This is a genomic window from Halarchaeum nitratireducens (assembly GCF_014647155.1).
Taxonomy (GTDB): Archaea; Halobacteriota; Halobacteria; order Halobacteriales; family Halobacteriaceae; genus Halarchaeum; species Halarchaeum nitratireducens.
This window is the reverse complement of record NZ_BMOQ01000001.1, coordinates 78741-97608: the sequence shown is the minus strand read 5'-3', so window position 1 is coordinate 97608 and position 18868 is coordinate 78741. Positions and strand designations below refer to the sequence as shown.

Annotated in this window: 18 protein-coding genes and 1 other RNA gene; 11 read left to right on the top strand and 8 right to left on the bottom strand. The window is 68.6% G+C overall.

Annotated elements, in window-relative coordinates; genetic code table 11:
* Nucleotides 1-7 precede the first annotated feature (7 nt).
* From IEX91_RS00505 to IEX91_RS00495, 3 genes are all read left to right on the top strand, one after another.
* Nucleotides 8-2656 (top strand): valine--tRNA ligase, encoded by a 2649-nt coding sequence (locus IEX91_RS00505; RefSeq protein WP_188876347.1) that lies wholly within the window; start codon nt 8-10, stop codon nt 2654-2656.
* A 275-nt stretch (nt 2657-2931) separates the two neighbouring features.
* On the top strand, nt 2932-3357 hold the full coding sequence (locus IEX91_RS00500) for a CBS domain-containing protein (RefSeq protein ID WP_188876345.1): 426 nt from the start codon (nt 2932-2934) through the stop codon (nt 3355-3357).
* Between the two features lie 159 nt (nt 3358-3516).
* Nucleotides 3517-4608: an aminopeptidase gene (locus IEX91_RS00495; RefSeq protein ID WP_188876343.1), complete on the top strand. Its 1092-nt coding sequence runs from the start codon at nt 3517-3519 to the stop codon at nt 4606-4608.
* Nucleotides 4609-4736: 128 nt separating this feature from the next.
* Here the strand turns inward: IEX91_RS00495 and rnpB are convergent.
* Nucleotides 4737-5065: RNase P RNA component (gene rnpB, locus IEX91_RS00490), an RNA gene on the bottom strand.
* Nucleotides 5066-5288: 223 nt separating this feature from the next.
* Between rnpB and IEX91_RS00485 the strand changes: the two genes are divergently transcribed.
* Nucleotides 5289-5921, top strand: coding sequence for a TIGR00296 family protein (locus IEX91_RS00485; protein ID WP_188876341.1), 633 nt, complete (start codon nt 5289-5291; stop codon nt 5919-5921).
* Here the strand turns inward: IEX91_RS00485 and IEX91_RS00480 are convergent.
* A complete protein-coding gene (locus IEX91_RS00480) occupies nt 5918-7084 on the bottom strand; it encodes a nicotinate phosphoribosyltransferase (RefSeq protein ID WP_188876339.1) in 1167 nt (388 codons plus the stop codon). The genes IEX91_RS00485 and IEX91_RS00480 overlap by 4 nt on opposite strands.
* Nucleotides 7085-7167: 83 nt before the next feature.
* Here IEX91_RS00480 and IEX91_RS00475 point away from each other — a divergent pair, with 83 nt between their 5' ends.
* A complete protein-coding gene (locus tag IEX91_RS00475; RefSeq protein ID WP_188876337.1) occupies nt 7168-7671 on the top strand; it encodes an amino acid-binding protein in 504 nt (167 codons plus the stop codon).
* A gap of 10 nt (nt 7672-7681) precedes the next feature.
* Entirely contained in the window at nt 7682-8305 is a 624-nt protein-coding gene (locus IEX91_RS00470) for an IMPACT family protein (RefSeq protein WP_188876904.1), read from the top strand.
* Here IEX91_RS00470 and IEX91_RS00465 read toward each other — a convergent pair whose 3' ends face one another.
* The 4 genes from IEX91_RS00465 to upp all read right to left on the bottom strand — a co-directional run bounded on the left by IEX91_RS00465 (nt 8306) and on the right by upp (nt 13470).
* On the bottom strand, nt 8306-11011 hold the full coding sequence (locus IEX91_RS00465; protein WP_188876335.1) for a TRAP transporter permease: 2706 nt from the start codon (nt 11009-11011) through the stop codon (nt 8306-8308).
* Complete coding sequence (locus tag IEX91_RS00460) at nt 11008-11529, bottom strand: DUF1850 domain-containing protein (protein WP_229772751.1); 522 nt, start codon at nt 11527-11529, stop codon at nt 11008-11010. Before IEX91_RS00460 ends, IEX91_RS00465 begins: the two co-directional genes overlap by 4 nt.
* A 23-nt stretch (nt 11530-11552) precedes the next feature.
* Nucleotides 11553-12563, bottom strand: coding sequence for a TAXI family TRAP transporter solute-binding subunit (locus IEX91_RS00455; protein ID WP_188876333.1), 1011 nt, complete (start codon nt 12561-12563; stop codon nt 11553-11555).
* Between the two features lie 229 nt (nt 12564-12792).
* Nucleotides 12793-13470: a uracil phosphoribosyltransferase gene (upp, locus tag IEX91_RS00450; RefSeq protein ID WP_188876332.1), complete on the bottom strand. Its 678-nt coding sequence runs from the start codon at nt 13468-13470 to the stop codon at nt 12793-12795.
* 98 nt (nt 13471-13568) lie between these two features.
* On the opposite strand from upp, the gene IEX91_RS00445 reads away from it, so the two are divergent.
* From IEX91_RS00445 to IEX91_RS00435, 3 genes are all read left to right on the top strand, one after another.
* On the top strand, nt 13569-13862 hold the full coding sequence (locus IEX91_RS00445; RefSeq protein WP_188876331.1) for a hypothetical protein: 294 nt from the start codon (nt 13569-13571) through the stop codon (nt 13860-13862).
* Complete coding sequence (locus IEX91_RS00440) at nt 13862-14821, top strand: ArsA family ATPase (RefSeq protein WP_188876330.1); 960 nt, start codon at nt 13862-13864, stop codon at nt 14819-14821. Before IEX91_RS00445 ends, IEX91_RS00440 begins: the two co-directional genes overlap by 1 nt.
* Before the next feature lie 179 nt (nt 14822-15000).
* Nucleotides 15001-16746 (top strand): carbon starvation CstA family protein, encoded by a 1746-nt coding sequence (locus IEX91_RS00435; RefSeq protein WP_188876329.1) that lies wholly within the window; start codon nt 15001-15003, stop codon nt 16744-16746.
* 27 nt (nt 16747-16773) lie between these two features.
* On the opposite strand, the gene IEX91_RS00430 is transcribed toward IEX91_RS00435, so the two are convergent.
* Nucleotides 16774-17412 carry a hypothetical protein gene (locus IEX91_RS00430; RefSeq protein WP_188876328.1) on the bottom strand — a complete coding sequence of 213 codons (639 nt, stop codon included), beginning with the start codon at nt 17410-17412 and terminating at the stop codon, nt 16774-16776.
* Nucleotides 17405-17779: a cupin domain-containing protein gene (locus IEX91_RS00425; RefSeq protein ID WP_188876327.1), complete on the bottom strand. Its 375-nt coding sequence runs from the start codon at nt 17777-17779 to the stop codon at nt 17405-17407. Before IEX91_RS00425 ends, IEX91_RS00430 begins: the two co-directional genes overlap by 8 nt.
* Before the next feature lie 94 nt (nt 17780-17873).
* Between IEX91_RS00425 and IEX91_RS00420 the strand changes: the two genes are divergently transcribed.
* On the top strand, nt 17874-18083 hold the full coding sequence (locus IEX91_RS00420; RefSeq protein WP_188876326.1) for a hypothetical protein: 210 nt from the start codon (nt 17874-17876) through the stop codon (nt 18081-18083).
* 64 nt (nt 18084-18147) lie between these two features.
* Nucleotides 18148-18834, top strand: a complete 687-nt coding sequence (locus IEX91_RS00415) for a DUF5828 family protein (RefSeq protein ID WP_188876325.1) — start codon at nt 18148-18150, stop codon at nt 18832-18834.
* Nucleotides 18835-18868 lie beyond the last annotated feature (34 nt).

Below are 18868 nucleotides of genomic sequence, written 5' to 3'. Positions count from 1 at the left end.
CAGAGACATGACCCAGGTGCCCGACGACTACGATCCCGCGGAACTCGAACCGCGACTCCAGCAGCGCTGGCTGGACGAGGAGACCTACCGCTTCGACGGCGACGCCAACGACCCCGACACCGCCTACGTCGTCGACACGCCACCCCCCTACCCGACGGGCGAACTCCACATCGGCCACGCCCTCAACTGGTCGTACATGGACTTCGCCGCGCGCTTCCACCGCCTCCAAGGCGACGACGTCCTCTTCCCGCAGGGGTGGGACTGCCACGGCCTCCCCACCGAGGTGAAGGTCGAGGAGAACGAGGGCATCCAGCGCACGGACGTCCCGCGCGACGAGTTCCGCGAGATGTGCGTCGAGCACACCCGCCACCAGATCGCCTCGATGAAGGAGACGATGCGGGAGCTCGGCTTCAGTCAGGACTGGGACGCCGAGTTCCGCACGATGGACCCCGACTACTGGGGGAAGACCCAGGAGTCCTTCGTCGAGATGGCGAACGACGACCTCGTCTACCGCGACGAGCACCCCGTCAACTGGTGTCCGCGCTGTGGCACCGCCATCGCCGACGCCGAAGTCGAACCAATCGAGCGCGAGGGGACCCTCCACTACGTCACCTTCCCCGGCGTCGACAACGACGACATCGAGATCGCGACCACGCGCCCCGAACTGATGGCGGCCTGCGTCGCGATGGCCGTCCACCCCGACGACGAGCGCTACGACGGCCGCGAGGACGACACCTTCGAGGTGCCGCTCTTCGGCCACGAGGTCGAACTCATCGAGGACGAGGACGTCGACCAAGAGTTCGGAAGCGGCGCCGTCATGGTCTGTACGTTCGGGGACAAACAGGACGTGACGTGGTGGGCCGAGCACGACCTCGACCTGCGCGCCGTCTTCACCGAGGACGGGCACCTCACCGAGGACGCCGGCGACTACGCCGGCCTCACCATCGACGAGGCGAAAGAAGCCGTCGCCGAGGACCTCGACGCCGAGGGTTACCTCAACGACACCGAGCCCACCGAGCAGTCCGTGGGCGCGTGCTGGCGGTGTGATACGCCGATCGAGATCCTCTCGAAGGAGCAGTGGTTCGTCGAGGTCGACAAGGAGGCCATCCTCGAACGGGCCGAGGAGGTCGAGTGGATCCCCGAGCACATGCGACAGCGCCTCGTCGAGTGGACGGAGGGGATGGACTGGGACTGGGTCATCAGTCGCCAGCGCGTCTTCGCCACGCCCATCCCGGCGTGGGAGTGCGATTCTTGTGGGTATTGGCACATCGCCGCGGGCGAGGAGACGCCCGTCGACCCCACGGAGGAGCCGCCCGCAGTCGACGACTGTCCCGAGTGCGGCGGCGAGTCGTGGACCGGCGAGACCGACGTCATGGACACGTGGATGGACTCCTCCATCACGCCCCTGCACGTCTCCGGGTGGCCCGAGAACATCGACCTCGAGGAGTTCGAGCCCGTCAGCCTCCGGCCGCAGGGCCACGACATCATCCGCACGTGGGCGTTCTACACGCTCTTGCGCACCGGCGAACTCACCGACGAGAAGCCGTGGGAGAACGTCCTCATCAACGGCATGGTGTTCGGCCCCGACGGCAACAAGATGAGCAAGAGCCGGGGGAACACCGTCAGCCCCGAGGAGGCTGTGGAGGAGTACAGCGCGGACGCCGCCCGGCAGGCGCTCGCGCTCGGCGGCCAGCCCGGCAGCGACGTCCAGTTCCAGTGGAAAGAAGTCAAATCGGCGAGTCGCTTCCTCACGAAGCTTTGGAACATCGTCAAGTTCGCGAGCGGGCACTTCGACGAGGACACGCCCGACATCTCGGACCCCGCCTACCGCGACGCGGACAGTTGGATCCGCTCGAAGGCGACGCGCGTCGCCGGCGACGTCGAGGCCGAGATGGAGGCCTACCGCTTCGACGCCGCCCTCCGCGAGCTCCGGGAGTTCGCGTGGAACGACCTCGCGGACGACTACGTCGAGCTCGCGAAGGGCCGACTGTACAACGGCCGGCCGGGCGAGCGCGACGCCGCGCGTAAGACGCTCTACGACGTCGTCTCCGCCGTCACGCGGATGCTCGCGCCATTCAGCCCGCACCTCGCCGACGAGATCTGGCGCTACCTCCCCGGCACCGAGGGGAGCGTCCACACCGCCGAGTGGCCCGCCCTCGACGCCTACGACGAGGACGCCGAGGCCCGCGGCGACGTCATCGCCGAGGCCGTCCGGGAGATCCGCGCGTGGAAGTCCGCCAACGGCTACCCGCTCAACGCCGACCTCGACGACGTCGAACTCTACTTCGATCCGGGAACCGTCGTCGAGAACGTCGACACGTACGACCTCTCCGAGACCGTCAACGCGCCCGTTCGGGTCCGCGAGGGGCGTCCGAGCGTCGAGCTCGTCCCCGTCGACGTCGACGGCGACGACGCGGAGATCGGCCCCGAATTCCGCAGCGAGGCCGGGATCGTCCTCCAGGCCCTGAACGAGGCCGACCCCGAGGTCATCCAGGCGCAGAAGAACTCCGGCGACACCGTCACCCTCACCGCGGACGGCGAGGAGTACGAGCTCGACGCCGACTGGGTCACCGTCGAGGAGGAGTACCGCGCGGAAGACGGCGCGGAGGTCGCCGTCGTCGAGACCGAGTTCGGCACCGTCCTCGTCTACCCCTGAACCTTTTGCAGCGCTTGGCCGCGCGAAACGCGGCCAGCGCTTGCAAAAGCTTCACCAAAATGTCCGTCAGACCCCCTCCGACGGAGGGGGTCTTCGGACCTCGCCCTTCGGGCGAGTGAACCGGCGACCTACCGGGCTCTACCGAGCCACTCGGTCGCCGGACGCTAACTCGGTAGTTCGTTCGGTACGATTTGGGCGTGCTCGAACGACGCGCGAGACAAAGGGGAAACCGACCGGCCACCGTTTTTACTTACCAGCCGCTTCGCGTTCCGGGTATGGCTCAGAGTCAGTCGCTTCCCGTCCGAGACGTGTCGGAAGAGGTCGTGAGTATCCCCGCGAGCGCGTCGCTCGATCAGGCCGCGGAGACGATGGCCGCGCACGGCGTCGGCTTCCTCGTCGTCACCGAGGACGGAGGGGCCGTGGGCGCGCTGACGGATCGAACGCTCGCGCTCTCGCTGCGCGAGCAGGTCATCCCGGAGTCGACGACGGTGGCGGAGCTCGCGACGGACGAACTCGTGACTATCGAGCGAGGCATGGACGTCCTCCGGATCGTCGAGCGGATGAAACTAGAAGAGGTCCGACGCGTCGTCGTCGTGGACGACGACGAGGAGCCGACAGGCGTCGTCTCGCTCGACGACGTGCTCGTCCTCCTCGGCGAGGAGATGGGTGATATCGCGGACCTGCTCGAAGCGCAGGTCTGAGACGCCCCCCGAAGAGATGGGCGACATCCACGAATCGTGTTCGATTCGTGGGCCAGTCGGACGCGGACGCGTCCGACGCTGTCGCGGACCTGCTCGAAGCGCAGGTCTGAACGGAGCCGAGCGGTCGGCTTTTTCTCTCGCCCGTGCGACGACGCGGGTATGGACGAACGCGTTCGGGAACACGCACGGACCCTGATCGACTGGAGCGCGCGGATCGAGGCGGGCGACGACGTCGTCGTCCGCGTCGGGCCGGACGCTCACGAGCTCGCGGTGGCGGTCGCCGAGGAGCTCGGGAAGCGCGACGCGAACGTCGTGACGACGTACGCCTCGGGCGAGATCACGCGGGCGTACCTCCGCGCGCACGAGGGGGACTTCGAGGTGGATCCCGAGTACGAGCGCGCGCTGCTCGAAAACGCGGACGCGGTGTTGACGCTCGGCGGCGGACGGAACACGGCGGCGACAGCGGACGTTCCCGGGGAGCGTCGGCAGGCGTACGACCGGGCCCGACGGGAGATCCGAAAGGCGCGTCTCGACACGAAGTGGGTGTTGACGGAGCATCCGACGCGCTCGCTCGCCCAGCAGGCCGGGATGAGCTACGAGGCGTATCAGCGGTTCGTCTACGACGCGATCAACCGCGACTGGGAGGCGCAAGCGGAGAAGCAGGCGAAGGTGGCGGAGGTGCTCAACGACGCGAGCGAGGTCCGACTCGTCTCCGGGACGGAGACGGACCTGACGATGTCGGTCGAGGGCCGCGTCGCGGTGAACTCGGCGGCGAGCGTCGACTACGACTCGCACAATCTCCCGTCCGGCGAGGTGTTCACCGCGCCGCACGCGACGGAGGGCGAGGTGTGCTTCGACGTCCCGATGACGATCAACGGGCGGCGTGTGGCGGACGTCGCCCTCCGGTTCGAGGACGGCGAGGTCGTCGACTACACCGCGGCGCAGGGCGAGGACGCCATCACCGAGGTGGTGGAGACCGACGACGGCGCGCGCCGACTGGGCGAGCTCGGGATCGGGATGAACCGCGGGATCGACCGCGTGACGGACAACATCCTCTTCGACGAGAAGATGGGCGAGACCGTGCACCTCGCGCTCGGCCGCGCGTACGCCTCGAACTTCCCGGAGGGCCGCGAGGACGAGGCGAACGAGTCGGCGGTGCACGTCGACCTCATCACGGACGTGAGCGAGAACTCGCGCATCGTGGTGGACGGCGAGGCGATCCAGGAGGACGGGCGGTTCTGGTTCGAGTAGGGCGGGTCCTCGCTCACGCTCGGAACCGCCGAAGACCGGACGGGAGAGCCGCCGACACGTGAGGAGTAGCGCTCGCCACGCGGCGCGAGTTACCGAACGGCGCGGCCGCTCGCGGGGACGGTGGAGTGAGCTGCGGGGAGTAAGCCCCCTTCTGTTCGGCCCGGCATTCGGCTGAGCGTCCGCGCGGCACGTCGGGCTACCTTCCTGTGCGCGGACTTGCACCGGCGAGGGTGGCCGTTCCATCGCTCCTCCGCCCTCATTCCTCGGTGGGTTCACTCCCCGCGGCTTCGCGTCGCCGCGGGTTCGCACACCGCATCGGTCGGACGGAGACGTGTCGTCTCTGTTCCAGTGCCGACGGTCTCCCGCCCCGGGCGTGTGCCCGGTCGCCTGCCCGACAGGTGGGGGGACTTTCCTCATGCACGCGGCGTGCGCGCACGGGGGCCGGGCTCCCGCGACTCGATCGAGTCTAGCGCCGGGACGACGTTAAGGGGTTCGATGCGACGTGTGACAACCACTACCACACATCGTATAAGTACCTTCTGGCCACACCGGTTTCGGCCCGACGGTGGATTCGGCGCCGAGAGACCGCCCGAGCACCGAATACTCGATTTCCGTGACTCATCACGTATTCGTCTGTCGGGGAAGGATTCAAGTCCGAACGGGCCGTATATGTACGCGTGATGTCCGAGGCCCAGTCGATCCATCTTTCTGAAGACGACGGCGTGCGGGCCGTCGAACTCGCGCGTGACTCGGTCGAAGCGTTCGTTCGTAACGGACAGCGCGAACAGCCCGGGAGCATGCGCGACGCGTTCTACAACCGGACGGGCGCGTTCGTCCGCCTCAAATCGACACGGGGACGCGGACGACTCCGCGGTTGCGCGGGCGCACACGACTCCGTTCGAGACCTCGGGAACGAATCGAAGCAGTTGGGTCACGCGATCGTCGAGGCCGCGATCAAGGCCGCCAGCGACTCCTCGTGCGGATCCGAGGTCGAGCCCGCCGAGCTCGACACGATCCGCGTCTCCGTCTGCACCGTCTCGAACCTCATCCTCACCGACGACCCGGTCGCCGACATCGACCTCGGGACGCACGGCATCATCGTCGACGGCAACGGTCAGTACGGCTGGATGTATCCGACTGTCCCGGTCGAGAACGACTGGAGCGTCTTCGAGTACCTCGATCGGACCTGCCGGAAGGCCGGGCTCCCGAACGGCGCGTGGGAGAGCGACGACGTCGTCGTTACGCTCTTCGAGGGCCAGGTCTTCGAGGAGACCGAGCCGAACGGCGAGGTCGACGTCCGCGGCCAGCGTTAGAAGTCCACGTCGTCCGCGTCCGCCGCCGACCGCCGCGCCGCCTTCTCGATGTCGAACTCCCGGACGATCTCACCGTCGCGGAGCAGCGGCTCTAAGAGCGCCTCGCCGTCGGTCGGGCCCGGACGGACATCGAGGCCGACGTGGTGTGCCCCGTCCGGCGTCCGATAGACCTGTTTGGTCCCGGAGAGCTTCCCGCGTTTCGCGCAGGGGTCGCCGTCGCGTTCGACGATGTCGAGCGCGAAGTCCACGGGATCGGCGTTCGAGACGTAGCCGCCGACGCCGAACCCCTCGACGACGTCGCGGAGGTCGCGCAGGTCGGCGGGGCCCAGACCGCCGCTGACGAAGATCCCGACGTCGTCGTGCCCCCGGAGGTCGAGCTCCCAGCGGACCTCCTCGACGATGTGGCGGAAGTTCCCGCGGCGCGAGCCCGTCGTGTCGAGGCGGACGCTGTCGAGGCGCTCGCCGAGCGTTTCGGCGGCGCGCAGCGCCTCGTCCTTCTCGTCGGAGTAGGTGTCGACGAGCGCGACGCGGGGCACCGAGGGATCGACGGCCTCGTCGAAGGCCCGCCACGCGTCCTCCTGGTGGCCCGAGCCGAACGCGATGAGGAGCGCGTGGGGCATCGTCCCGCTCGCCTCGTGACCGATGACCTCGCCGCCGGCGACGTGGCTGATGCCGTCGAGACCGGCGACGAGCGCGCTCCGCTCGACCATCGCCGCGATCGAGGGGTGGACGTGGCGCGCGCCGAAGCTCAACACCTGGCTCTCGGGGGCGGCGCGTCGAACGTCGAGCGCGCGGGTCGCGCAGCCGCTCGCGTGCGAGAGGAAGCCGAGCAGGCTCGTCTCGTAGCGAGCGAAGTCGAGGTAGTCGCCCTCGATACGCATGACGGGCCCGCCGTCGAAGAGCCGGCCCTCGCGCATCGCGTCGACGTCGATCGGCAGCCCCTCGAGGAGGTGGGCGGCGTCCCGCACGCCGCCGAAGAGTTCGAACTCCCCGGTGGGGAACTGATCGGCCGTGACCTCCGCGACGACGTGCGGGTTCTTCCCGGCGTGTTCGAGCGTCGTCTGCGTCCGCTCGAAGTAGGCGTCCGTCGCCCGGCCGTCACGGATGGCGTCGACCGGCACGATGTCGAAGGGCCCGTCGGCCGACGGCGCGTCTCGTGGCATGCTTCGAGCTATCGGCGGCGGGGCGAAAAAGCATGCGGGGCGACCCCGGACGGTTTTACCGGGTGCGTCGCGTACGCGTCCGTGTGTTCGAGGACATCATGCGGAAGTTCGAGGGGAGCCCGGGCCAGCAGGCCGTCATCAGGCTCCTCCTCGAACGCGGGTTCTCGGTGAACGACGACGGTCGCGTGGTCACGGGCGGCATCGAGATCCCGAACACGCAACTGGCCCGAGAGGTCGGCGTGGATCGCCGCGTCGTCGACTCCACCACGGACGCCATCCTCGCCGACGAGGAGCTCAGACGCATCTTCCAGAACATCAGTCAGATCCCGAGCCTGATGGATCTCGCCCCCGTCCTCGATCTGACGGTGGTGACGGTCGCGGTCCACGACGCCGACGAGCCCGGGCTCGTGGCGACCGTGACCGGCCTCCTCGCGGACCACGACGTCAGCATCAGACAGACGATCAGCGAGGACCCCGAGTTCACGGACGAACCGCGCCTCTATCTCGTCGTCGACGCCGACCTCCCCGGCGACGTCGTCACCGAGCTCATGCAACTGCCCTTCGTGCGCTCCGTCGAGCTGTCGTGAGGTGGGACGCGTGAGCGAGGACGCCTACGAGACGCTCGCGGGACCGGGCGAGGCGCGCTTCGAGATCCGAGGGTCCGAGTTCGTCGGCCGCGCCCGCCCCGTCGAGGGCGTCGCGGCCGCCGAAGCGTTCGTCGACGAGGTCCAGGAGCGCTACGCGGACGCGACCCACAACGTTCCCTGCTACCGGGTCAGGGTCGAGTCCGGCAGTCCCGGCGGCGGGCACCTGCTCCGCGAGTACCAGAGCGACGACGGTGAGCCCTCGGGGTCCTCGGGGAAGCCCGCGCTGAACGTCCTCCAACAGCGCGGGATCGAGAACGCCGCCGTCGTCGTGACGCGCTACTTCGGCGGGACGGAACTCGGCGTCGGCGGCCTCGCCCGGGCGTACTCGCGGGCGGTGAAGGAAGCGGTCGACGAGGCGGGCGTGACGACGCGCGAACCGCGAACGGCGTTCGACGCCGTCGTCGACTACGACGACTCGGGGACGGTCCGGGGGATCCTCGAATCCGCCGAGTGCGACTTCGAGGCGGCGTACGAGGAACGCGTCTCCTTCGCGGTGACGTGCCCGCGCGAGGACGCCGACGCGCTGAAAGAACGGTTGCGAAGCGCGACCTCGGGGCGCGTCGAGATCGCGTAGTCAGGCTTCGACGCTCGCGGCCGCACCGGCGTCGGCGTCGACGGACTCGCCGTCGGTGCCGTCGCGGGTGCGGCGGTTCTTCAGGACGAGCGCGACGAACAAGAGGAACCCGAGCGCGCGCAGGGAGAGGTCGAACGCGAGGGACGCGACGCCGAGCGTGTCGCGGACGACGCCGAGGAGTCCCGGGGCCATGAGACAGAGCGCCGCGAGCGCGAACCCGGCGCGTTCGACGCGCGAGAGCGGCGAGTAGAGGTAGCCGATGACGGTCGGCCCGAGCGCGTAGACGCCGAGGAAGACCGCGATGACGGGGACGAGGACCTCGGGGACGAAGAAGCCGAGATCGGCGATGTCGGCGGCGGTGAGCGTGTGGACTGAATCGGCGCCGCCCGTCCCGCGCAGGAGGAGGATGCCGGGCGAGAGGACGAACGCGAAGGGGACGATGGCCTTGTTCAGCGAGAGGCTGAACGCCTCGACCCCGGTCTGGAACTGATCGGATTTGGCGATCCCGGAGGCCGCGTAGGCGGCGACGGCGACCGGCGGCGTGATGTCCGCGATGACGCCGAAGTAGAGGATGAAGAGGTGCGCGGCGAGGATCGGGATGCCGCCGATGCTGCTGATCGCGGAGCCGAGGAGGCTGACGAGGATGATGTAGGTGACCGTCGTCGGCATCCCCATCCCGAGAATGATGGAGGAGACGCCGGTGATGAGGAGGAGGAGGACGAGTGAATCGCCGCTGACGGCGAGGATGAGGCTCGTGAGATTCGGCCCGAGCCCCGTGGAGGAGACGACGCCGGGGATGATGCCGGCGGCGGCGACGGCGACCACGACGGTCGTCGCGGTGCGCGCGCCGGACTCCATCGACGCGCCGACGAAGGAGAGGTAGCCGAACGCACGGTTGTCGGCGAGCGAGGGGCGGCGGAGGACGCCGCCGACCGTCTCCGCGGACTCCTCGACGTGCTCGTCGTAGTCGAGGAGCGGACTGTCACCGCGCGGGCGGGCGAGGAGGGCGGCGACGCCGACGCCGATGACGACCCACCCGAGGTGGGGCGAGGCGTACGCGAAGGCCTCGCCGAGGGGCATGCCGGTCGCGCGCGCGCCGGTGAGGAACTCGATAACGTTGACGCCGGCGGCGGCGAACGACGCGAGGTCAGCGGCGAAGAGCGCGACGATCCCGACGAGCATCGGGAGGCGTGTCCGCTCGTTGTACGCGGCGACGAGCGCGATGAGCGCGAACAACGCGACGATGGTGAACCACGCCGAGCGCGCGGGCGTGTAGCGGACGATAACGAGGTAGTAGATGAGGAGGAAGAGCGGGAGGAGGTAGAACCATCCCTTGCGGAGGTGGGCTTTGACGTCGACCAGCGCGTCCTCGGTGACGCCGCCGATGCCCGTCCGGGAGGCTTCCAAGTGGACCATCACCCACACGCCGAAGAAGAAGACGATAGCGGGGATGGCCGCGGCGACGACGACCTCGCTGAACGGCGTGCCCGTGTAGGAGACGATGAGGAACGCCGCCGCACCCATGACGGGCGGGAGGATCTGCCCGCCCGAGGAGGCGGAGGCCTCGACCGCCCCGGCGAACTCGGCGCGGTAGCCCGAGCGCTTCATCAGCGGGATCGTGAACGCGCCCGTCGTGACGGTGTTGGCGATGGAGGAGCCGCTGATCGTCCCCATGAAGCCGCTGGCGAGGATGCTCGCCTTCGCGGGGCCGCCCTTCCGGCGGCCGGTGAGCGAGTACGCGAAGTCGATGAACCACCGGCCCGCCCCGGACATCTCCAGGAACGCCCCGAAGAGCACGAAGATGTAGATGAACTGCACGCTGACGGAGACGGGGATGCCGAAGATGCCGTTCTCCGTGTTGAACCACATGTTCTGGATGATTGTGTGCCAGTCGATCGCGGTCGTCCCGAAGACGCCGACGAGCGGCGCGTCGCTCGGGATGAGGTAGCCAAAGCGCGCGTAGACGAGGAAGGAGCTGACGAGCACCATCAGGGGGAAGCCGAGCGCGCGCCGCGTGGCCTCGAGGACGAGGAGCGTCCCGACGACCCCCATCAGGAAGGCGTACGACGTCGACCCGAGCGGGATCCCGACGGCGGCGAGCGCGTCGACGAGCGGGTGGAGGAAGCCGAAGACCTCCTGAATCGGCCGGCCGGCCTCGAGGCCGAAGACGCGCAGGCGCTGGATCTCGGTGAACTCGGTGACGACGTAGCTGCCGGCGAGGAGGGCGAGCCCCATACAGACGAGGTCCACGGGCGTGACGCGTTCGCCCTCGCGGTCCAGCATGAGCCACGCGAGCGCGGCCGCGACGCCGTCGGCGAGGCGAGCGACCGGGCCTCCGACGCGGGCGTCGATGGCGTCGTGCGCCGCAGAGAGTCGGCGGGCGAGGAACCCCTGACCCATCGTCGGCGGGAAGAGGAGGAAGGCCAACAGGAGCGCGAACGTCACGTGGATCGCGTTGACCTGGAGTTGCTGGAGGGCCGCGATCCTGATCCGGCCGACGACCGGGAGCGTGACGGTGAGGGTGAAACCGCGCGCGGCGAGCCAGAGTTGGAAGAGGGAGAAGGCGGTCCCGATGACTGCCGCGAGGATCGCCGCGGCGCCGCGGAGGCTCCGCTTGCGTTCGAGTTCCTGGACGATCTCGTCGGCGTCGTCCGGGAGGCTGTCGTCGACGTCCGTCTCGGCGTCGGTGGTCGGTGTCTCACTCATGAGTGTAAGATCGTGGCGAGTAGCGAGCGGTCGGTGACGCGGATCGTGACGGCTCGCGCGTTCGAGCGCTCGACGAGATCGTACGTCCGGTCGTCGACGACGAGTCGGTGACCGGCGACGCGACCGGGTTTCACGTGGATCTCACGGCCCTGCCAGTCGGGATCGGCGAGGACGAACGTCCCGTTCACCTCGCGGACGTCCGAGCGGCTGGGGAGGCCCCACCCGTACGACTCGAACTCCATGCGGGTGTAGACGAGGGTGTGTCCTCGGACCGTGTACTGATCGACGACGGGCGACTTCTGGACGCTGTGCGTGTAGTGGAGCGCGACCGTCGAGTTCTCGTGGACCGGCGTCTGGATGACGACCTCGCCCGTCTCCTGATCGGTGACGGTGAGCTGTTTACCGGCCGGGACGGCCGACGCGGTGGCCGTCGCGAGGAGCGCGACCACGACGACGGCGGCGAGCAGCGCGGCTCGCCGGCCGAGGCGCTCGCGGAGTCTGTCGATGAAAGCGAACACGAGTGAAGAGTCGGGGTGCGCGTTCAGCCGAAGTAGGCCTGCGCGCCCTCGTGGAGGTCGATGGACATGCCGTCCTGGGCGCTCGCCTTCGAGATGAAGTTCGTCTTGATGCTGAGCTCGTCGACGTTGTCGAAGATCGCCGCGCTGACGTTCTCGACGACGTCGGCGGGCTGCTCGGCGTTCGTCGCGATCATCGCCTGCACGGCGACGGTGGGGACGGCCTCGTCGATGCCGCTGTAGGTGCCGGCGGGGATCTGGTCGTCCGCGAAGAAGGAGGCGGCGTCCTTGACCTGCGCGCGGGCGTCGCCGTCGATGGGGACGATGCGGACGTCCTCGGTGGTGGCGAGGTCGCTGATCGCGCCGACGGGCCAGCCGCCGACGGTGAACGTCGCGTCGACGTCGCCGTTACGGAGCTGCTCGGACGCCTGGCTGAAGCTCGTGTTCTGCTCCTCGAAGTCGTCCTGCGTGATGCCGACGGCGTTGAGGATCTGGAGCGCGTCGACCTGCGTCCCGGAGCCGAGGTCGCCGGTGTTCACGCGCTTGCCCTCAAGGTCCTGGAGGGTCTCGATGCCGGACTCGGCGAGCGTGACGACGTGGATGGTCTCCGGGTAGAGCGTCGCGACGCCGCGGAGGTTCTCGATGGGGTTGTCCTGGAAGGCGTCGATGCCGGTGCCGTTCTTCGCGAAGTACGCGATGTCGTTCTGGATGAGCGCGAAGTCGGCGTCGCCCGAGTAGAGGCTGCCGACGTTTTCGACGCTGGCGCCCGTGGATTGGACCTGCACGCCGTAGTCGGTGTGGCCCTCGATGACGCTCTTGAACTCGTTGGAGAGCGGGTAGTAGGTCCCGCCGGTGCCGCCGGCGTGCCACGAGAGGCGGGTCTCGCCGCCGCTCCCGCCGCTCGTCGTACTGGTCTCGCCGTCCTCGCTCGTGGTGGTCTCGCCGTCGCCGGAGCCGCCGCCGGAACAGCCGGCGAGCGCCGCGATGCCCGCTACCCCGGTAGCTTTCACGAAGTCACGTCGGTCAAACTTCGACATATACGGAGGTAGCACACCGTATATGTAAATATTTGCTGGTTTGCTACGAACGTTCGGGCGGGTATGAAAGGCCGCGCCGAGCGGCAACGCGTGCGTCGCTCCGTCGACGCGCGATCCACCACCACCGAGTCACTGTCTCACAGGGGAGCCGTCCGGGGGTGCGTTTCGGCTCGACCGTTCGGCCCGCCGACCCGGTGGAGTACTGCGGTTTCGAGGAGAAGCGAGGGGGTTACTGCGTCCGGAAGGCCCGGTCGCCGGCGTCGCCGAGGCCGGGGATGATGTAGCCGTTCTCGTCGAGGTGGTCGTCGATGGAGACGGTGAGGAGGTCGGCCTCGGGGAACTGCTCGCTGACGCGCAGGAGACCGTCGGGGGCCGAAACCGCGGAGAGCACGAAGAGGTTCTCCGGGTCGGGCTGATCGTCGAGAACGGCGTCGAGGACGGTGCACATCGTCGAACCCGTGGCGAGCATCGGGTCGGCGACGATGACCGTGTCCTCCTCGCGGATGTCGGGGAGCTTCACGTAGTCGACGGTGATGGGGAACTGGCCGTCCTCTCGCATGCCGGCGTCCTCGTCGCGGCCCGCGGAGATGACGCCCTGCTTCGCGCGGGGGAAGGCCTTGAGGAGGCCCTCGACGAACGGCGTCGCGGCGCGCAGGACGTTGATGATGACGACGTCGTCGAGCCCCTTCACGCGCTCGCCCGTCGTCTCGGTGAGCGGCGTCTCGATGGAGACGTACTCGGTCTCCATCGCGCCGTCGATGACCTCGTAGCCGGCGATGCGGCCGAGCTTCACGAGCCCCTTGCGGAAGGCGACCTGTTCGGTGTGCTTGTCTCGGAGCTTCGAGAGGGTGTCCTTGGCGAGCGCGTGCGTTATGACGTGCGCGTCGTCACGGTCCTCGATGGTCATGGATGGAGAAGGGCCCGGGCTCGGGGTGAATGTACCGATCCGCGCTCGGGCCCGCACACGCCGGCGGTGTTAAACCTTCACGGTCCCACGTGACGGTCGTGACGATCCACGAGCAGTTCGCACGCTTCCGCGAACGGGCGGCGGAGGTCGTGCACGGACTCTATCACGGGATGATCGAGCACCCGGCGTTCGAGCAGATCGAGGACGAGGCGATGGACCAAGAGGACGCGTTCTTCTTCGCGTGCTTCGCCGACGCCTTCGGGATCCCGAGCCCCGTCTCCTACTACACGGCCGAGCTCCTCCCCTACCTCGCCGAGGACTTCGAGGCCTGGGAGCGCCGGATGTGGGACCGGGACAGCGTCCTCGACTGGAAGGGGCACTTCCACTTCTGATGGCGCGATTCACCTTCTTCGGCGGGAAGGGCGGCGTCGGCAAGACGACGGTCTCGGCGGCGTACGCGCTGCGGTGCGCCGACGCGGGGCACGAGACGCTCGTGGTCTCGACCGACCCCGCGCACAGCACCTCCGACGTCTTCGACCAGCCGTTCGGCGACGAGCCGGCGCCGGTCGCGGGTCACGAGCGCCTCGACGCGATGGAGATCGACCCCGAGGCCGAGGTGGAAGCCCACCTGATGGACATCCGCCGCGAGATGGAAGCGCAGGTGAGTCAGGTCGTCGTCAACGAGATCGACAAGCAGATCGAGATGGCCCACGAGACGCCGGGGGCGTACGAGGCCGCGCTCTTCGATCGCGTCATCCGCGTGATGCACGAGGAGGCCGAGGCGTACGACCGCGTGATCTTCGACACCGCGCCGACCGGCAACACCCTCCGACTGCTCTCGCTCCCCGACTTCCTCGGCGACTGGGTCGATCGGCTCATCGAGAAGCGCGAGACCAGCCTCGATCTCTACCAGAAGGCCGCGATCGGCAAGGAGGAACCGCGCAAGACCGCCGAGAACGACCCGATCATCCGCCGGCTCCGCGAACGCAAGGAGAAGTTCGAGTTCGCGGGCCGGACGCTCCGCGAGGAGGCGGACTTCTACCTCGTCCTGAATCCGGACGAGCTCTCGGTGGCGGAGACGCGTCGCACCGTCGAGCGCCTCGGTGAGCACGGCCTCGCCGTGGCCGGCCTCGTCGTGAACAAGGTGACGCCGGAACCCGACGGGGACGAGCGCGGACGCGGCGCCGACTATCTCCGAGAGCGCGTCGAACGGGAGCGCGAGCGGATCGCGGAAGCCGAGGAGACGATCCCCGTCCCGGTGGTCGCGCGCATCGCGTCTCGGACCGGCGAAGTGACCGGCCCGCTCCTCGACGAGGTCGCGGCGGAACTCGACATCGACGTCGGCGACTGACGGGACGAGCGCGGGCGCGGTCGATGGGCGGTAGACGGCGGATGATAGAGGAGATCGGCGGGCGATAGACGGTGGGCGGCGGACCACGGACGAGCCGCGGGGAACACGCCGCCGAGGGGGAGACGCCGCCTTCCGTAGAAGAAACAATTATGTATATTCGTGAGTTTCTCACGCATGACATGGTCGCTTTACTCTGGCTGGTCGTCGGTGTCCTGATCCTCTTCAGCATCGGCTACCTCGGCTACTCGAAATATCTCGCCGGGTTCGTGGGGCTCGACGAGGACGCCGAGACGCCGGCGCACAAATACGAGGACGGACAGGAGTACGTTCCGGCGAAGAAACCGGTGCTCCTCGGGCATCACTATTCGAGCATCGCCGGCGGGGCCCCCATCGTCGGGCCCATCACCGCCGGCCTCCTGTGGGGGTGGCTCCCCGCGGTCCTCTGGATCGCCATCGGGAACCCCCTGATGGGCGCGGTCCACGACTTCGTCTCGCTGAGCGCCAGCCTCAAGCACGAGGGGCGCTCGATCGGATACATCATCGGGGAGTACGTCGGCGACGAGGGGAAGAACCTCCTGCTGTGGTTCGCCTTCCTCACCATCATCCTCGTCGTGGCCGTCTTCGCCTTCGTCGTCGGGCTCGTCTTCCAGCAGTATCCGAGCGCCGCGACGGCGAGCATCCTCTACATCGGGCTCGCGCTCCTCTTCGGCGTCTACCTCTACCAGCTCGATCTCCCGTTCATCCCGGGGACCGTCATCTTCGTCTCGCTCGTCTTCGTGAGCGTCTTCGTCGGTCTCGAGTTCCCGATCCAGCTCAGCCAGCAGCAGTGGATCCCCATCGTGTTGATCTACTCGCTCATCGCGAGCGTCCTCCCGGTCTGGACGCTCCTACAGCCGCGTGACTACCTCTCCTCGTTCCTGCTCTACGCGGGCGTCGGCGGCGCGCTCGTCGCCGTCATCGTCGGCACCGTGCTCGGCCCGTACCTCGGCGCGGTCTCGCCGAGCCAGCCGCTCGTGACGAACATCCCCGCCTTCACCGGGTTCGGCGGGAACTCGACGCTGGGCGCGTTCAGCCCGCTGTTCCCGATGCTGTTCGTCACCATCGCCTGCGGGACGATCAGCGGCTTCCACTCGCTCGTCTCCTCCGGGACGACGTCGAAGCAGCTCAACAAGGAGACCGACGCCCGGCTCATCGGCTACGGCGGAATGCTCGGGGAAGGGCTCCTCGCCACGCTCTCGCTCTGCGCGGTCGCGGTCGTCGGCGTCACCGCGAGCGACGCGACGGGCGGGGTCGGCCTCGCTCTCCCGAAGTTCGCCGAGGGCGGCGGCATCTTCCTCAGCAGCCTCGGGATCCCGGCCTCCTTCGGCGCGCCGTTCATGGCGCTCGTGATGGTGAGCTTCCTGCTCACCTCCACGGACACCGCGCTCCGACTCGGTCGGTACCTCTTCGAGGAGATCATCGGCACGCCCGAGACGCAGGTCCAGGAAGCGGCCTCCAATCGCTACGTCAACAGCTTCGGACAGTGCGTCGTCGCGTACGTCCTCATCGCCTCCGGGACGTGGACGCCGCTCTGGCAGCTCTTCGGGAGCGCGAATCAACTGCTCGCCGCGCTCGCGCTCCTCACGGGGACGGTCTGGCTCGCGAACTGGAGCGAGAAGAAACAGCTCCTCAGCACCGGCGTGCCGATGGCGATCATGAGCGCGATCACGGTGTGCGCGCTCGTCTACCTCGAGTACTACCAGAACCTCTACCAGGGGCTGATCCTCGGGAACTCATCGAGCGCGACGTGGTCGCTCGCGCTCCAGATCGTCATCGGGACGGTCCTGATTATCCTCGCGCTCTCCCTGCTCAATAAGGGGGTCACGAACGTCCGCGAGGCCCGCGGGAAGCGGCCCGCGGCGACCGACGGCGGCGTCGACGAGTAAGCGCGTCTCTCGCCCGCGTCCCTTTTTCTATCCGAAGATCGCGTCCGCGACCCGCCCGAACAGCCCGCGTTCGCGGGCCGCCGGGTCGCGCCACGTCCGGAAGGCGTCGGCGACGTCGGCCTCCTCGCTCGCCACGCACTCCTCGGCGTCGGGCGCGACGACGAGCAGGTTCACCTCGTAGTGGCCGTAATAGCCGTACTTGAGGAGCGTGCGCTCGCGGAAGCCGTCGACGTAGTCGCGGACGGACGCGTCGATCTCGGGGACGACGAGCGCGAAGGTGAACTCCGTGCTGTAATGGCGTTCGTTCGGCGTGATGCGGGCGTCGGCGAGCCGGTGGCCGAGGTCGACGAGGTCGTCGAGGTCGTCGGCGTGGAGGTCGGCGGCGCGGCGGACGAAGAGATGCTCGTCCGAGTCGTGTCGGCCGTAGGAGATCGAGGGGTGGAGGAAGTACTTCTCGCGCTGGAGGTTCAGCTCCCCGTAGAGCGGCCACGTCTCGCCCGCGGCGTCGGCGTCGCGTTCGAGGTCGAAGGAGTACTGGAGGCGCTCGGCGACCTCGTCGAGGTAGGCGTCGTCCCACGTCGGCCGCGTCGGGGCCTCCGGGGCCGCGTCAGTGTCGGCGTCAGCGGGCGCGTCGCCCGTCCCGTCGGCGGCCGACTGCTCACTCATCCGCCTCGTACGGCGCGACGTCGTCCACGTTCGGCGCGCCGACGGCGACCGCGCGGACCGGTCCCGCGGCGTCCGCCGGGACGCTGGCGAAGTGCGGGCTCTGGGGGTCGGCGACGAACACCTCATCCGCGCCGACGACGAACTCGCCCTCGGGCGTCTCGACGTGGAGTTCCCCGGAGAGCACGTAGAAGGCCTCCTCCTGTTCCTCGTGGACGTGGTAGGCGAGGGGGATGGACTCGCCGGGGTCCGCGGTGTAGACGTTGAGCGCGAAGTTGTCGAGGTCGGCGGCGTCGGTGATCGAGCGCTGATCGCAGGGGCGCTCGGGCGTGGGTTCGAGTTCGTCCGGGTCGATCGTGTGATATCCCATGGAAACGTCGTCGTGGCCGAGAGAGAAAAGGTCACGGTCGACGGCGACTCGCGGGCGCGTAACACCGAAGTTCGTGGCGTGCCAAGGGAGACGCATGCGAGTCAAGGACGACGTCGAGGCGTGCGGGCGCTGCGCGATGTCGAGCGCGGCCGACCTCACGAGCGGACGGAGCCCGTTCGCGGACGCGAACGTCATCGAGGTCGAGGAGAGCGAGGTCCGCGCGGTGTCTCGTCACGTCGTCGCGCTCGGGCGACTCAAGACGGCGTTGAACGAGTGGGCGCGCGCGCTCACGTACGGGCGCTAGACGCGTGCCACCGAGTCGCCGGCAACACGTAAGGGCGATGCCGACGTACCGAGGTCGGTAAGGGATGGACGAGAGCATTTCGGGCTTCCGCGTGCGCGGAACGTGGGGCGACGTCGTCGAGCACGGCGAGCGTATCACGTCGGCGCTGCGGGAGGTCGATGCGGACGAGCCCTACCGGGACGCGTACGAGGAGTGGGACGACTGGCGGCCGAAGACCCACGAGCGTCTCACGACCGACGTCAACGAGAAGACCGCCGAGCAGGCGAGCGTCGGCGAGGGCGAGGGCGAAAAGGCCGGCGAGGACGTCGACGACGACCTCCAGACGGCCGGCGAGCGCCTCAGCGAGTCCTACGAGAAGTTGGAGGACGACGACGCTGAGGGCGCCGTCGAGAAGTGGGGTGAGTCCATCGGGCACGTCGCGCGCGCCGCCGACACCGCGGGCCGACGGGCTCTCCGAAAGGTCGAGAACACCGTCTACAAGCGCGTGATGACGCAGGTGGCGCCCTACTACTTCGACAACGACCTGATCTCCGCGAACATCCGACGGGTGCGCGGCGAGGACGACGTCTTCGCCTTCGAGGTGCAGGTGAACGACGACGACCTGCGTGACGACGTGCGGGAGGTACTCCACGAGTACGACGACGTGGAGCGCTGGCACGTCGACACCGAGAAGGAGACGGACGCGGCCGCGGCCGCGGAGGGCGTCGAAGCGCCCCCGACCGGTGGCGAATCGAAGCCGTCGACGAACTGAGTCGACAGCCCTTTCTCCGCGCCCCCTGTCGAGG